We start from the raw sequence: 15,932 nt of genomic DNA on the forward strand, positions 1-15,932 counted from the left end.
TGTTGCATGACATCCAGCCCAGGCAGCGGCCGCCGTGGAACCCATTGCCCGTGCGTGGCCGGCCCACGGCGTTGACGTGCACGCAGTCGTGCCAGATCAGCCCAGCCTGCTCCGTTGCCGGTGGCAGTCGCATGGCGTCTGCAACGCTCGCCCCCCTTCATTTCCACGGAACCGCCCAGGTTCTGCCATGTGCCATGCTCCATGGCTGCCTGGAACACTGCCAGCGCAGGCGCGGAACTGACACACCATCGGCGATGAACGTATGATGTGCCAGTCAGCGAGCATAGCGGCCAGCCGACCACCCGATGCCGGCGCCGAGCGCCGTGGAGAGATTCCCATGCCGCTGCTGTCAAACCACGGGCCACGCTGGCGAAAGCAACGCCATGCGCCTGCCCTGCCCCACATCGCGCCTGCCTGCATGTCTCAACTGCATGCCACCGTCGGCTGCCAGCACTGATGACTGCGCCGAGCTCGCGCCTGATTGATGCCTTCCTTGGCCTGTACGCCGAGTTGAAGCGGCACCTGCGGCGACGTACGGGCGACAGCAGTCGTGCCGAAGAGGTCATGCAGGAAACCTACCTGCGCCTGCTCGAGACCGACAGCCGTGTGCAGCAGGAGCAGATCCGCGACCAGCGCGCTTTCATCTTCCGCGTCGCCGGCAATCTCGCCATCGACGTGGCGCGTCGTGAGCAGCGCGCAGGCGGCAACGGCGAACCCGACCCCCAGCAGGCCGACCCTGTCGCCGGCCCGGAGCGCAATGCCATCGCCCAGGATCGCCTGCGGCAGCTCGATGAGGCCTTGCGCGAGCTGCCGCCCAATGCGCGCCTGGCCTTGCTGCTGTTCCGCGTCGACGGCCTGTCGCATGCATTGATCGCGCGCCGGCTTGGCGTATCCGAGAGCATGGTAGCCAAGTACCTGGCGCAGGCGCTGCGGCATTGTCGCGACCGCCTCGGGCCAATATGAGGACAATGATGGAAGATGATCACTGCAGCCACTGCAACTTTGGCATTGGCGAAACGTCTTATAGGTAGACACCCCCTTTTCCAGCGCAGCCCCCTAGCCACGCCACGATGTTCGACCGCTTCCGAACCCGGAACAACGCGCTCAATGACGAATCCATCCAGTGGGTGATACGCCTGGGTGCGCGTCCGTCTGCGGGCGATAAAGCCGCGTTCGAGTGCTGGTGCCAGCGCTCCCCGGCCCATGCCGAGGCTGCGCGGCAGGCATTCGCGCTGCTCGATGGCGTCGGCCAGACCGCGCTTGCGGCCGAACACCGCCATTGGGTGCAGGCGCTGACACCTGCGCCGCGCCGTATCAGCCGCCGCGCGGTGTTGGCAGGCGGACTGTCGGCAGCAGCGCTGGCTGGCGTGGTTGGTACGGGCATGTTGGGGCCAGTCAGCGGCGTGCTTGCCGACCACCGCACCCGCATCGGCCAGCGCCGGCAGGCATCACTGGGTGACGGATCGACCGCCTGGCTCAACAGCGAGAGCGCATTCTCGCAGGCGTTCTCCAACGTCCGCCGCACCGTATCCGTGGCCGCCGGTGAACTGCTGTTCGACGTCGCCCCCGACCCGCAGCGGCCCTTCGTGATCGAGAGCCGTGACGGCAGCGTCCATTGCAGCGTTGGCCGCTTTGCCCTGCACCGCGAATCACGCCGCAGCACGCTGACCGTTGTCTCCGGCCTGGCCGAGCTGCGCAACCGGGCCGGCGCCAGTATCGAAATGATCCCCAACCAGCGCGTTGCCTTCAGCGCCGATGTACTGGGCAAGGCCGAGACCGTCGATGCCGGTGCATTGACCGCCTGGGTCCGCGGCAAGCTGATCTTCAACCAGCAGAGCGTGGCTGCCATCGCAGGCGAACTGCAGCGCCACGTACCGGGGCGCATCGTCGTGATGGGTGAGTCGCTGCAGCAACTGCAGCTCACCGGCGTGTTCGAGCTGGATGACATCGATGCGCTGCTGCGCAATATCGCCGCGCTGGCCGGTGCAGAACTGATCCGTCTGCCGCTGCTGACCGTGATCCGCTGAGCCGCCGAGCAGCGCTGTAACCCTGCAAGCGGCCCGCCGTGCAGGCAGACGAAGCGGCGGCCAAATTTTTTTCTGCTGACGCTGCAAGTTTCGCCCGCGACGGTCGTCTATAGGAATGAGACTTATTCTCATAAAGTCAACGCCAGTACTTCCTGGCGTCCTCTTCCTATTCCTTCGTCGGACCCATGAGCCCTTCCAACTTTTCCCGCCGTTCCCTGCGACTGCCCGCCGTGCTGGCGGTCAGCATCGCCCTGGCACTCAATGCACCGCTGTATGCCGCCGCACAGAGCAGCGTCGCCAGCGGTTCCACGCAGCGCACCGCATTCGATATCCCGGCACAGTCCCTGGACAGCGCGCTGACCCGACTGGCGGACCAGGGTGGGGTTCGCATCCTGTTCGTGTCCAACGATGTCAGCGGCCTGCAGGGCACGGCCATCAAGGGCCAGCTCAGTGCGGCGCAGGCGCTTGACCAGCTGCTGGCTGGCAGCGGACTGGCCTGGCAATGGCGCGAGCCCGGCACCGCCGTGGTGACGCGCAGCGGCGCTGCTACCGCCGGCGCGAGCACCCCGCTCGTCACCGGCACGCTGAGCGTCACCGGGCAGCAAGGCATCGAAGCCACCGGTGCGCAGCGCGACCTGCGCGGTCAGGACGAGGTCTACGACCTGGATCTGTCCACCGCCTACCTCGGCCGCACCGAGATCGAGCGCTACAAGGGCGCGACGCCTTCGGACCTGCTCAACGGCGTCGCAGGTGTGTTCAGCGGGGATGCCCGCAACAGTGGCGCGCTCGACGTCAACATCCGTGGCGTGCAGGGTCCGGGACGCGTGCCGGTCACCATCGACGGCACCGAGCAGGCGGTCACCGCCTGGCGCGGCTACAACGGCATCGGCAACCGCAACTACGTCGATCCCAACCTGATCGGCGGCATGCAGATCTTCAAGGGGCCATCGCTGACCCGCAACGTCACCACCGGCATCGGTGGCGGCGTGGTGATCAAGACACTGGACGTTGACGACGTGGTGCCGGAAGGCGAGTCGTTCGGCGGCGAGTTCAAGATCGAAGGCAGCAGCAATGCGGTGGCACCACGTCTACCAGGCCGGTTGTACACCGGCATGAACCACCGCGACGTGCCGGAACTGGCCACCGGCAGCCCGACCAATGACCCGACCCTTCGCGTGCAACCGCATACCGGTGGCGGCGGTTACAACGTCTTCGATGGCGAGGACCACGCCTATCGCCTGGCCCTGGGCTGGAAGTCGGACACGCTGAGCCTGTTCGGTGCCTATGCCTACCGCGACCGTGGCAACTACTTCGCCGGCAAGCGCGGTGCCGGCTACTACTCGCAGCCGGTGGAGAACATCGGCGCCGGCGACTACATCATCACCATGGCCAACCGCCTGCGCCCGGGCGACGAAGTGACCAATACCTCCAGCCAGATGGAATCGTGGCTGTTCAAGGCCACCTGGAACCCGACACCCGACCAGGTGCTGCGCTTCGGTTACCGCGACACGCTGTCGCACTACGGCGAGATCATGCCGTCACGCATCAACCGTACCGCGCTCGGCCTGCCGCAGTGGTCGCTGAGCCGGATCGACTCCAAGGCCTACAACCTGGAATACAAGTGGCAGCCGCAGGACAGCCGCTGGATCGACCTGTACGCCAACCTGTGGCGCACCGATACCGACAGCAACGCGAACACCGCCGGCAGCTACCCGAACTACTGGAACGCGGTAACCCAGCCGATCATCATGAACGGCGCGCTGGATGATTCCACCAACACCCGCAACGGCCTGACCCTGAGCAATCTGTTCCGGCTCAGCGATACGCTGGACCTCACCGTCGGCGGCGACTTCCAGCATGAGAAGCTGCGCTCGCATGACGCGTACATTGGCCCCTCGGCAGCCTGGCGCATGTTCCCGCGCGCCGGCCGTCGCGAGGAATGGAACGCCAACTTCAACCTTGAATGGCGTCCGGTCGACTTCCTCAAGATCAATGCCGGTGCCCGCTACTCCTCGTACTGGGCGTACGACGATTTCCTCGCCGACCATCCGAACACGTTCCTGGCCTCGGTATCCGGCTACCAGGCGACCTACCGGACCATGTCTGCGGAGGAGCGCAGCAAAGCTGAGACGCAGGCGCGCACCGTTTACCAGGTCTGCACGGCGATGCCATTCTACTGCGATCTTTTCGGCATTCCGGCGGGGATAAGCGAAGCGGAGTACGTCGCTTCCAAAATTCACGAAGCCGCCAAATCGAACACCATTCAATGGCTTCCTGATGCCGAAGGAAAGTTCCATCGCGTCGACAACCCTTGCACCAATGGCATGCTGAACGGCATAGCCGATCTGTATGAGGGCGGAAACTGCAGCATCGGCCTCACCGCCAACCCGATTGCTTCCCGCTACGCCGTGGCAAAGAAGCGCCGCGATCGTGGTTGGGCTCCATCACTCACGGTGACCGGCTTCTTCTCCGATTACAGCCGCGCCTACTTCAGCTACAACGAGGCACTGCGCTACCCGAACATGTTCGAGAGCGTGATCGCCTTCGGTGCCAGCGTCAGCCCCTTCCGCGACCTCAAGCCCGAGCATACCTACAGCTACGAGCTTGGCTATATCCAGGAGCTTGGGCACCTGTTGGGTAATGACACCATCGCCGACGTCAAGCTCAGCTACTACCACCGCCGCACCGATGACCTCATCGAACGCGACAACAACTTCCTGTTCCGCAATATCGAGAAGCAGCTCGTGCAGGGCGTGGAGTTCCAGGGCCGTTACGACAATGGCCGTTTCTTCACCGACCTCGCCGTTGCGCACACGCTGAAGAACGAGGTCTGCGATGAACACACCTCCATCACCATCGATCCCAACGTCAACGGCACCCCCACCTGCGTGGACCAGGGCTTCATCGGCAGCTGGCTGCTGACCCAGGCCTCGCCGGAAACCTCGGCCAACTGGTCGCTGGGCGGACGCTTCCTGGACAAGCGGCTGGAACTGGGCACGCGTGTTGTCTATTACCAACGCCGCAAACCCAACCGCGACCTGGAAGCGTTTGCCGACGTCACCAACCAGAACCTTGCCGTGTTCAACGTGCCGTTCTCCTGGGACACCACCTGGCTGTTCGACGCCTATGCCAGCTACCGCGTCAACGACACGGTGCAGTTGGAGCTGATCGGTACCAACCTCAGCGACCGCTATTACGCCGACCCGGCCACCCGCTCGCTGCTGCCCGCCCCGGGCCGCACGCTGAAGCTGAGCGTGACCGCGCGCTTCTGATCAACCCGTAGCACCAAGGAGTCCACCGCAACCCGAACCGTCACTGCAGTTCAAATTTCTTCATCACTTCAAGAGAGAAATGATCATGAAAATGCACAAGCGCATCTCCCAACTCGCCATCGCCCTTACCGTGGTGTCCCTTGCGGGTACCGCCGCTGCCGCCAACATCGTCGGCGCCCAGTCCGCTGGCTCCGGCACGTCGACCATCAGCGTCGGTGAGTCGCAGGTTCCGTTCGGCCCGCACACCGCAGGCAAGGCGGGCGTCGGCATTTCCAGCTATGCCGGCGGGATCAAGGTCGACTTCCAGGGCCTGACCCCGTCCAGTGCAGCCACCGTGCTGCACCCGGGCACGGACAAGGGTATGACCGTGTACCAGCTGCACGACCCGATCACCACCGGCACCCCGGGTGATCCGAACAACCCGGCGCACGCAGGCCTGGGCAGCTTCAACTTCGTCAAGGTCGGCACCGGTGATGTGTGGTTCGGCGAATGGTCGACCAACGGCAATACCGGCAGCCCGACCTACCAGAACCGCCAGGTCTATTACGTCGGCGACAAGACCGGCTATACCGCCGCCACCGGTACCGCGGTTGGCTACACGCTGACCGGCCTGCATCGCTACGGCGCCAACACCCACCTGACCGGCAGCCTGACCGCCAACTTCAGCAGCCGCAGCTTCCACGGTGACCTGTCGATCGGTGCAACCCAGATCCGCCTTGGCACCAGCGGCAGCCAGATCGCGTTCGACACCAACGGTCATTTCGATGCGGCCAATGCCGGCCAGTGGGTGATCCCGGGCAACCTCGTGCTCGCCACCGGCACGGTGAAGGGTGACTTCTTCGGCGCAGGCGCGACCGCCGTCGCTGGCATCGTCGATTTCGGCAATCCCGCTCTCAACATCGCCTGGGGCGGCACCAAGAACTGACGGCTGAGTCTTTCCGTCAATCGCTGTAATTCGACTGCTACCGGCAAGGACCAGCCAGCGTCCGCCAATCCTTGCCTCCCTCGATGGCCATTGCATGCACTCTCGCTCTTCCACCGACCGTCGACGCCGGTCTGTCTTCGCGCTTCCCGCCGCCGTGTTGCTGGCCGGCCTGCTGTTGCCCCTTGTCAGCTTCGCACAGGAGCAGGCCGATACACGCCGCCTGCTGGACCAGCACATCGACCAGCAGGCACAGGCGCGCGAGCGTGAGCTGCTCAAGGACGAGCTGGATGCCGAGCGCCCGACGCTGACCATCGACGGCGAGCGCCACGTCATCGGCCACAACGTCGACGACGTCGGCCGCGCACTGTACCTGGCGCTGCAGCAGCGGCAATGGGGCCTGGCGGCACACTTCCTCAATGAATACCTGACCCTGCCCAACCACGACAAACTGCTGGTGCATTACGCCCAGGGCGGCCTGCTGCGCATCCAGGGCAAACATTCGCTGGCAGCCACCGAGTACCGCGCACTGCTCACCCTGCAGCCGGACTTCATGCCAGCCAGGCTCGAGCTGGCCCGCACCTTGTTCGAAGACCAGCAGGATCGCGAAGCCGATGCGCTGTTCGCCGACGTCGGCACCAGCATCGACGCCAACGACCCGAAAACCGAGGGTGTGCGCACCACCATCGCCAGCTTCCGCCAGGCCCTGGCCCAACGTGAGCGCTGGAGTGGCTCCTATGCGGCCGGGCCGAGCTGGACGGACAACGCCAACCGCACCTCGGCCAGTCGTACCTGTCTATTGCTGTTGATCACCGGCGACTGCCTGATCGAGCGCAAATTACCCGAGGCGATTACCGCCACCGGCATCGACTACGACGCCACCCTCAACAAGCGGCATGCGCTGCGCGGCCACCATGGCGTCTACCTGCGTGCAATCGCCTTTGGCCAGAACTACCGCGACAACAGCGCTTACAACGAACTCAACGCAGCGGTGCAGGCGGGTTACAGCTTCCGCAGTGCGCGCCACAACGTCGCGCTGGCACCGTCGTTCGACTACTACGCATTGGGCAACAGCGCCTTGTTCGGCGCGCCGGGCGTGCATGCCGAATGGAGCTGGACGCCTGGCCAGCGCTCCATGCTGAAACTTGAAGCCGACTGGAAGGATCTCAGCTACCGGCAACGCGACTACGCGCGCAATCTCGACGGTGTGCAGCGCACCGCTTCGGCCACCTACTTCCGCAGCCTGGGCAGTCACTGGATGGCCTTCGGCGGCCTCGATGCACTGGACAGCGATGCCCGCGACCGCAGCAACAACTACCGCTCGCTTGGCGCCCGCCTCGGCGCATCACTGCAGTGGCCGGAAGGCTTCAGCCACACCCTGTTCGCCTCCTATCGCCGCCGCAGTTACGACCTGTACAGCCCGATGCTCGGCGTCCGCCGCGATGACGATGAGCGCAACTACACACTGATCATCAAGGCCAAGCGCCTGGCTTTCGCCGGCTTCACGCCCTTGCTGAGCCTTCGCTACAACGTCGTCTCCAGCAACGTCGACTGGCTCTACAGCTATGACCGCAGCACCGCCAGCCTGAAGCTGGAACGCAGCTTCTGACCCCAACCACTTCCTGCATCACCGGGGATTGCACATGAGCACACACAGCACCGTTGTTTCGCGCAGCCAGCAACTGAAGGCCGCCACCCACAGCACCCATGACAGTCTGGACAAGCGGGTCATGGCAGCAGACATCTTTGCCAGCCGCGACAGCTTCACGCGCTTCCTGCGCGTGCAGTATCGCTTCCACCGCGATATCGATGCGCTCTACTCGCATCAGGGACTACTGGCGTTGATCCCCGATCTGGCCGAGCGCCGGCGGTTGGCCAGGATCGCACTCGATCTGCAGGATCTCGGCAGCGGTATTCCCACCGGCAGTACTCCTGCGGTGGACGCCAACATCGCCCTGCCCGACGCCCTGGGTTGGCTGTACGTGGCCGAAGGCTCCAACCTTGGCGGCGCCGTGCTGTTCAAGCTGGCGCGGGACCGACTGCAGCTGCACGCCGACTTCGGCGCCCGCCACCTGGCCGCGCATGCCGACGGCGCAGCGCGGCACTGGCGCAGCTTCACTGCCGCGCTGGACGCCGCACCGCTGGCGGCCGCGCAGGAAGCCTCGGTGGTGGAGGGGGCACGCACGGCGTTCCAGACCGTGCGCAGCCATGTCGAAACGGAACTGCATGCCGACCCGGTGGCGGTGACCTGATGCGCTGGCTATGGTTCTGCGCCGGCTGCTGGATGCTGGCACTGGGTATCATCGGCGCACTGCTGCCGGTGATGCCAACCACCATCTTCCTGATCCTGGCGCTGGCCTGCTTCGCGCGTTCGTCACCGCGGCTGGAACGCTACCTGCTGCAGCACCCGCGCTACGGCCACAGCCTGCGCCTGTGGCGTGAGCAAGGCGCGGTCAGCAGGAAAGGCAAGACCTTCGCTGCGCTTGGCATGGCAGTGGGCTACCTGGTTTTCTTCTGCACGGCGCAGCCCGGCTGGAAACTGGCGCTGGGCATCGGCCTGTTCTTCATCGCCAGCGCCGGCTACGTGCTGTCGCGTCCCGCACCGCGAGCGCTCATCCATTGAGGATACTGATCATGCCCCTGACAACACCGGCCAGCCTGCCGCTGCCAGTCCGCAACATCCACTCGGCGATACTGCGTGGCGCCGGCATCCGGGTGACCTCGGCGCGGATTGCCACCTTGCGGCTGGCGCCGTTGGTGTTGGCCGCGCACGGACGCCTCAGCCCGCAGCTGTTGCATGCCGCTTCCCTGAAGCAGGGCGACATGCATGTCTCCACCAGCGCCTTCTATAACACCTTGTCGACGCTGGGTGCAGCTGGCTTGCTGCCATCCCCCAAGCAAACAGACCCATCACCACCCGCGGACAGCGCGACCATCCAGGAGCACGCATGACGACCAACCTGCCCAGCAATCTCAGCCCATGGCAGATGTTCCTGCATGCAGACTGGGTGGTGCAGACGGTGATGGTCGGTCTGGCCATTGCCTCGCTGGCGACGTGGACGGTATTGCTGGCCAAGCACCGGCAGCTCCGACGTGAGGCGCAGCGCATGCAAACCGCACACGGCGCACTCGCAGCGGCGGACACCCTGCCCACGGCATTGGCCACGTCCGGGCAGGAAAGTGCCATCGTCTCGGCGTTGCTGGCCGAGGCACAGGATGAGCTGCAGCGCTCGCCCAGCGTTGGCAGTACCGACGGCATCAAGGAACGGGTCGGCTCGCGCCTGCAGCGCATCGAGCTTGCGCATGCACGCCAGCTGCGCAGCGGCACCGGACTGCTGGCGACCATCGGTGCCACCGCGCCCTTCGTCGGCCTGTTCGGTACGGTGTGGGGCATCATGAACAGCTTCGTCGGCATCGCCCAGGCCAACACCACCAATCTGGCCGTGGTCGCGCCGGGTATCGCCGAGGCATTGTTGGCCACCGCGCTGGGACTGGTCGCGGCGATTCCGGCGGTGGTCATCTACAACCAGCTGAGCCGGCAGCTTGCAGCGCTGCGCGGCGACAGCGGCGACCTGTCAGCCTGCGTGCAGCAACTGGTCTCGCGCGACCTCGACCACCGCGCCTTCAACCCCTCCGGAGCGCCGTGAGCATGGCGATCAGGACCGACGAGCAGGACGAAGCGCCCGACGAGAACCACGAGATCAACGTCACGCCTTTCATCGACGTGATGCTGGTGCTGCTGATCATCTTCATGGTCGCCGCGCCACTGGCCACCGTGGACGTCGCCGTCGATTTGCCGGCATCCACGGCGCAGCCGCAAGCGCGTACCGATGAGCCGGTATACCTGACCGTGCAGCAGGATCTGTCGCTGCGCTTGAACCAGGACCCGGTCACTGCACCGACTCTTGCCGCGGCACTGGATGCACTCACTGCCGGCAACCGCGAGCAGCGCGTCTTCGTGCGCGCCGACAAGGGTGTCGCTTACGGTGATTTGATGGATACCTTGAACAGCCTGCGTGCTGCCGGCTATTTGAAGGTGGCCTTGGTCGGGCTGGAGCAGGCCGCGCCGTGAACTGGACACCACTCGCGACCGAGGGCCCACGCTGGGGGCGCAGCCTCTGCATCGTGCTTGGCGTGCATGCGCTGGTGGTCGGCGGCGCGGCGGTCTGGTCATCGTGGTCGCCGCCACCCGCGCCGCCGTCGCCTCCGCAAGCGGTGATGCTGGAGCTGGCGCCACTGCCGAGAGCACCACCGGTGCCGCCCACCGATCTGGCACCGGGGCCGTTGCAACAGGAACAGCAGCCGCAGCCCGCGCAGGCAGCGGCGACAGTTGCGCCGCCCTCGCCCATCCAACCCGCAGATGCAGCGCTGCCGCCGCCAGCCGCCGAGCGACAGCAAAAACGTCCTCCCTCAGTGGAAACTGCCGAGGTGCTGCAATCAACTGCGCCACCCAGCGTGCAGGCCCCCAGCGGCACCCGCTATGCCGCTCGGCAATCTTCGGCCGGTGCTGACACACCGTCACAGGCCAACTGGCAGGCATTGGTGCTGGCGCATCTGCAGCGCTACAAGCGGTATCCGCGCGCAGCGCAGCGACGTCGCAGCGAAGGCGTGAGCCTGGTCGAGTACGCGGTGGACCGCAGCGGCGGCGTGCAGTGGGCACGGCTTGCCCGCAGCAGCGGCAACGCCTTGCTGGATGGCGAGGCGCTGGCCGCCGTGCAGCGCGCCAGTCCGTTGCCGTCACCACCGGAAGAGGTACAGGGCGATCCGGTGCAGATCACCACTCCGGTCGAATTCTTCATTCGCTGATTGGCCTGCGTGGCGCTTTCGCGCTGGTCTGCTCAACCGCAAGCTGCGTATCACTGCATCCTTGTTGGCTGCTGCTCGCGGCAGAAACAGCAAAGCCCGCCCGGATCCAGATCCGGGCGGGCTTTGTCATTGCACGCGGCGCGCTGGAACACGCCGCGCTGGATCAGAACCGATAGTTGAAACTTGCCTTCAGCGTGCGGCCCGGCGCCAGCATCGACGAGCGGGTCAGCGGATCGATGTAGTACAGGTTGCCCAGGTTGGTCCCCACCACTTCAACTGTCGCACGGTCGTTGACGCGCCACGTGGCGTAGGCGTCGTAAGTAGTGATGCGGCCCCATTGCAGCGGCGTGTTGAGGTAGTAGGAAATCGTCGCCGACTGGGTACCGTAGTTGTCCTTGAACACGCTTTCCTGCGGCGCGTGGTGGACGATGCGGCTGCCAAGCTCCAGGCGGCCATCAAACAGGCGCGTCCCCACCGTCCAGTTGAAGGTGTAGCGTGGGATGGCCATGGTCACGAGGTAACCACCGACGAAGCCGGTTTCCACGCAGTTGGAGACACCGCCGGTGTTGTCCAGCAGCATCGCGGTGTGCTCGTCGCAGACGCGGTTCTCCAGGTTCCAGGCACCACTGATGTCGGTGAAGAAGCGACCGTTGTCGAAGCGTCCCTGCACCTCGACGCCGCGAATGGTCTGCTCGTCGATGTTGGAGAAGGTCAGCTGCGGGCTGCGCTCGATCACGTCGCGGGTACGGTGGTGGTAATAGGCGATCTTCAGGTCCGCCAGCGGGTTGCCATCCAGCAGCTGGCCGAAGTCCTGCACCCACGACACCTCGGTGTTGTAGGCATGCTCCGGCTTAAGCCCGTAGCTGTCCTGGACGCTGGAGAAGCCAATCGTGCTCTCAAACAAGGCCGGGAAGCGGCGCACCTGGCTGTGGCGCAGGTAGACGCGGCTGTGCTCGCTGAACTCATAGGTCGCGGCGAACGACGGCACCCAGCCGGCGCCGCGCTGCCTGCGCGCGGTGTTGTCGACCGTGGCGAAGGGAATCAGCTCGCCATTGACGCTTTGGCCGGGATAGGGGCCATCAGACCAGCACTTGCGGCCGCCGCTGAGCTCCACGTTGCTGAAATCGATGGCGCCATTGATGCACGGATTGTCAGCGCGGTTGTAACGGCCCTGGCCATCGTGCTTCCACAGCATTTCGTTGTTGGCGGTGTACGTGGTGCGGCTGCGGACTTCGTCGAGGGCCGGGGTCAGCAACTCCGCCACGAACTGCTCGCGTGTATAGCCGAAGAACTCCTCGTAGATGGGCCACTGGCTTTCCATGATGTCGGTCATCTGGGCGACCGACGTGTCGATCTCGGCCTGGGTGTAGTGCTCCAGCGTGTTCCACTTCATCACCCGACCCGAGGCCTCCTGGCTGCTGGTCGGCAACACGCCGGCCCGCTGCTGGCGCGCGAGGAACTCATCGAACGACTGCCAGTTCTGGTAGCGCACGCCTGCGCTGAGCAGCAGCTTGTCGATCGGCCGCCATTCAAACAAGGCACTGAGATCATACTCACGGCGCCAACCTGCGCGCGGCTTGCCACGCCAATAGCCGGTGATCTCCGGATCGTTGTAGGCGTCCTTGGAGCTGAGGGTTTCCTTCTGCAGGTTGCCACCGACCGTCAGGTCCAGGGTGTCGCTCAGCTGCATCTTGTTGTCGAACGAGAAGCCGGTGCGCGCGTTCTTGCTGTTGGCTATCGCGGTGTTGCGGAAGTGGTCCGGGGTGACATAGACCTTGTCGACGTCGTTGTACCAGTTCATGCGATCGTTCGGCAGGCCGCCGCTGCTGTAGGTCGCACTGTCGGTATCGGTGCGCCACAGGTTGGCGCGCAGGTCCACCCAGTCCAGCCCCGGGCGCCACTTGTATTCCAGGTTCACCGCACGCGCATCCACCTGGCTCAGCGGCCACTGCGGAATGCCATCGGTGACGGTGTTGTCCCACTGGATGCGCGAGGGCATGATCTCGCCATAGCGCGACTGCGTGTCGCGCACGTTGAGCTGCAGCACCTGTGTGTCGCTCAAACGCCAGGTGCCCTTGACCAGCCACGATTCCATGCGGCTGGAGGAATTGAGGATCTCCGAGCCCGGCACATAGACCTTGGCCAGGTACGGCACATAGTCCCAGCTGGTGGTCGGTTCGTTGTCATAGAACGAACTGCCATGCTTGCCGGCGAAGTGGTTGCCCTTCTCGCGGAAGGCATAGGCCGCCATCAGGTCGAAGTTCTCCTTGCGCAGGCCCAGCGCAAGGCGCCAGGCCTGGTCATTGCCGAAGCTGCCGCTGCCACTGGTGCGCGGATGCTGGTACAGGGTCGGGTCGTAGAAGTTGACCTGGCTGGCCGGGAAACCCGGCACGCTGCCGATCGGCTTGCCGGTCAACAGGGTCGGCAACTTCGGATCGATGGCGTTGTCGCTGGCCTCCATCTTCAGTTCACCGCCGAAGCTCTCGCCTTCCAGCAGGATGTCGTCCACGTCCAGCGTCTTGATCTGCACCGCGCCGCCCACCGAAGTGTTGGCACCACGCAGCATCGCCGGGCCCTTGATGACCTGCATGCCGCCGATCAGGCTGGGATCGATGTAGTTGCGGTTGTTCGCGCCCATGTAGCCGCGCCAGACCGTCAGTGCCTGTTCGGTGCCATCGACGGTCAGCGGCACGCGGCCCGGGCCCTGGATGCCGCGGATGTTGGGATCCAGCGCGCCGCTGTTGCGGGCATCGCCGCTGTAGACGTTGACCATGCCCTTGAAGATGTCAGCCGGTGCAGCGCCCTTGTAGCGTTCGATCTGCTCGCGCCCGGCGTAGACGGTGGACAGGTCCAGATCGTAGACATCGTCATAGCCGCGCTCATCGCGCTCGATGCCGGTGGGATCGGCCGAGCGCTCACCACCAACCCGCAGCGTACCGATCACCACGGCATCGCCGTCGGTGCTGGCCACGCGCTGGATGCTCCACGCGCCCGGGCTGACTTCGCGTGCCACCAGATCCGTGCCCTGCAACAGCCGCGCAAGCGCTGCGCGCACCGTGTAGCGGCCCTGCAATGCGGGCGCAGCGCGGCCGGCAACCAGTGCCGGGTCATAGCTCAACGAAACACCGGCGGCCGTCGCGGTGTCATTCAGTGCCCGCGCCAACGGCGCGGCCGGGAGGTTGAAGCTCACATTGCCCTCGCTGGCTGCAGATGTGCCGCTCTGGGCGAAGGCCGGCTGCGGCAATGGCAGCGAAAGCGCGACCAGGCAGGCCAGGGCCAGCGAGGTGCGGACAACAGGGGGACGCGATGACATGGCGGGGTCCGTGACAGAAAGGAATTGAAAGGGTTCACTTCCTTGCCCGGCCAACCGGCAAAAAGGGACATCCCCGGCTCAGGCGGGGTCGACCATCACCCACAGGCGGCTGCGGTAGCGCACGCGCAGCGGGAAACCCGCCTGCAGCAGCGCGAGCACGGTATCGGTGTCGTCCAGCTGGAACACGCCAGACACCAGCAGGCCGGCGATCTCCGGATCACAGCGCACGACGCCGGTCCGGTAACGCGCCAGCTCGGACAACAGTTCCCCCAGCGGCATGGCCTCGGCATGCAGCACGCCCTGCACCCAAGCCAGGCTGTTGCGCTGTAGCGCGGTGACCGCGCTGATGCCGGTCGCGTTGAAGACCGCCTGTTGGCCTGCGCTTACCAGCTGGGTGACATCGCCGCGATCACCGAGCTGGATCCGCACCGCGCCCTGCTCCACCGCCACGCGCGCATGGTCATCCCACATGCGCACGGCGAAGCGCGCGCCCAGAGCAGATAGATGCGCGTTGCGCAGCTGCAGCAGCAGGGGGCGTGCTGGAACGCGATCATCCGTCGCTTCCTGCAGCAGCACTTCACCGCGCAGCAGCTGCACTTGCCGCAGCTGCTCATTGAAGGTGAGCGCAATCCGCGTATCGGTGTTGAGCTGCAGTTCGCTGCCATCTGCCAGGCGCAGCGCGCGCCTCTCACCGATGCCGGTGCTGCCGTCGGCAACAAGGTGTTGCCAGGGCTCGCGCTGCCACGCCAGGCGCGCCAGTGGCGCGCCGATCATCATTCCCATGATGGCCGCCAACGCGGCGCGGCGGCCCTGCCGCGTACGGCGAGCCTGCTGCAAGGGCGCACTGCCTACCGCACCCGGCACATCGTCGAGCAGACCGGTCAAGCGCTCCGCGCGTTGCCAGGCGCGCCTATGCAGGTCGTTGCTGGACAGCCAGCGCTGCCAGGCCGCGCGCTCCCTGGCATCGAGTTCACCTTCGCGGAAGCGCAGCAGCCATTCGGCCGCTTCATGCAGCACCGGCGCGGGAATGGGCACATCGATCCTGGCCAATGGCTCCTGCATGCGGATCAATCCATGGCCTCGAGGCAGGCCGCCATCGCCAGCACGATGTCGCGCTTGATGGTGCGCTCGGTGACGCCCAGGCGTGTGGCGATCACCGCATAGGTCTGCCCGTCCAGCTGCGACAGCAGGAAGGCCTCACGTGCGCGCGATGGCAATGCGTCCAGCATGCGGTCGATGCGCAGTAGCGCTTCCAGGGCTATCTGTCGCTGTTCCTCATCAGGTACCAGCGCCTCGGGCAGGCTTGCCAGCACCTCCAGCCACGCACGCTCCAGCGCGCGGCGCTGCCACAGATTGATGACCAGGCCGTTGGCGATGCGGGTCAGGTAGGCGCGCGGCTGCTCCAGCGTCGGCAACTGTGGCTTCTGCAGCAGGCGCACGAAGGTGTCCTGCGCCAGATCCGCTGCTGCCTCGTCCGCGGACATGCGTCGGCGCAGCCACTGCAACAACCACCCATGGTGCGCGACGTACAGGCCCTGCAGGGAATCAGGCGCCGGTGCCGGCGGAGCGTTGACCATGGGCAAATATTGCGA

General features: G+C 65.4%; 14 protein-coding genes. 11 read left to right on the forward strand and 3 right to left on the reverse strand.

What is annotated here, in order from left to right; translation table 11 throughout:
- Positions 1–456 precede the first annotated feature (456 nt).
- The 11 genes from ACVOLI_RS00715 (at position 457) to ACVOLI_RS00765 (ending at position 11,027) form a co-directional block, all read left to right on the forward strand.
- Positions 457–963 (forward strand): RNA polymerase sigma factor, encoded by a 507-nt coding sequence (locus tag ACVOLI_RS00715; RefSeq protein WP_481533105.1) that lies wholly within the window; start codon positions 457–459, stop codon positions 961–963.
- A 107-nt stretch (positions 964–1,070) separates the two neighbouring features.
- Positions 1,071–2,027 carry a FecR family protein gene (locus ACVOLI_RS00720; RefSeq protein ID WP_481533106.1) on the forward strand — a complete coding sequence of 319 codons (957 nt, stop codon included), beginning with the start codon at positions 1,071–1,073 and terminating at the stop codon, positions 2,025–2,027.
- Between the two features lie 185 nt (positions 2,028–2,212).
- Entirely contained in the window at positions 2,213–5,299 is a 3,087-nt protein-coding gene (locus ACVOLI_RS00725) for a TonB-dependent receptor (protein WP_481533107.1), read from the forward strand.
- Between the two features lie 85 nt (positions 5,300–5,384).
- Entirely contained in the window at positions 5,385–6,224 is an 840-nt protein-coding gene (locus ACVOLI_RS00730; protein ID WP_481533108.1) for a HupA family protein, read from the forward strand.
- A gap of 94 nt (positions 6,225–6,318) precedes the next feature.
- Entirely contained in the window at positions 6,319–7,830 is a 1,512-nt protein-coding gene (locus ACVOLI_RS00735) for a surface lipoprotein assembly modifier (RefSeq protein WP_481533109.1), read from the forward strand.
- Positions 7,831–7,864: 34 nt separating this feature from the next.
- Entirely contained in the window at positions 7,865–8,473 is a 609-nt protein-coding gene (locus ACVOLI_RS00740) for a biliverdin-producing heme oxygenase (protein WP_481533110.1), read from the forward strand.
- Positions 8,473–8,844, forward strand: a complete 372-nt coding sequence (locus tag ACVOLI_RS00745; protein WP_481533111.1) for a YbaN family protein — start codon at positions 8,473–8,475, stop codon at positions 8,842–8,844. Before ACVOLI_RS00740 ends, ACVOLI_RS00745 begins: the two co-directional genes overlap by 1 nt.
- Before the next feature lie 11 nt (positions 8,845–8,855).
- Positions 8,856–9,173, forward strand: a complete 318-nt coding sequence (locus tag ACVOLI_RS00750; protein WP_481533112.1) for a hypothetical protein — start codon at positions 8,856–8,858, stop codon at positions 9,171–9,173.
- Positions 9,170–9,868 carry a tonB-system energizer ExbB gene (gene exbB / locus ACVOLI_RS00755; protein WP_481533113.1) on the forward strand — a complete coding sequence of 233 codons (699 nt, stop codon included), beginning with the start codon at positions 9,170–9,172 and terminating at the stop codon, positions 9,866–9,868. The genes ACVOLI_RS00750 and exbB overlap by 4 nt, the downstream gene beginning before the upstream one ends.
- Before the next feature lie 2 nt (positions 9,869–9,870).
- Positions 9,871–10,293 carry a TonB system transport protein ExbD gene (gene exbD / locus ACVOLI_RS00760; protein ID WP_481533114.1) on the forward strand — a complete coding sequence of 141 codons (423 nt, stop codon included), beginning with the start codon at positions 9,871–9,873 and terminating at the stop codon, positions 10,291–10,293.
- Complete coding sequence (locus ACVOLI_RS00765) at positions 10,290–11,027, forward strand: energy transducer TonB family protein (protein WP_481533115.1); 738 nt, start codon at positions 10,290–10,292, stop codon at positions 11,025–11,027. Before exbD ends, ACVOLI_RS00765 begins: the two co-directional genes overlap by 4 nt.
- Before the next feature lie 163 nt (positions 11,028–11,190).
- Here ACVOLI_RS00765 and ACVOLI_RS00770 read toward each other — a convergent pair whose 3' ends face one another.
- The 3 genes from ACVOLI_RS00770 to ACVOLI_RS00780 form a co-directional block, all read right to left on the reverse strand.
- Positions 11,191–14,340 (reverse strand): TonB-dependent receptor, encoded by a 3,150-nt coding sequence (locus ACVOLI_RS00770; protein WP_481533116.1) that lies wholly within the window; start codon positions 14,338–14,340, stop codon positions 11,191–11,193.
- Between the two features lie 78 nt (positions 14,341–14,418).
- Positions 14,419–15,402: a FecR domain-containing protein gene (locus ACVOLI_RS00775; protein ID WP_481533117.1), complete on the reverse strand. Its 984-nt coding sequence runs from the start codon at positions 15,400–15,402 to the stop codon at positions 14,419–14,421.
- Positions 15,403–15,407: 5 nt separating this feature from the next.
- On the reverse strand, positions 15,408–15,917 hold the full coding sequence (locus ACVOLI_RS00780; RefSeq protein ID WP_481533118.1) for a sigma-70 family RNA polymerase sigma factor: 510 nt from the start codon (positions 15,915–15,917) through the stop codon (positions 15,408–15,410).
- Positions 15,918–15,932 lie beyond the last annotated feature (15 nt).

It is taken from the genome of Stenotrophomonas sp. STEN029 (assembly GCF_056760015.1).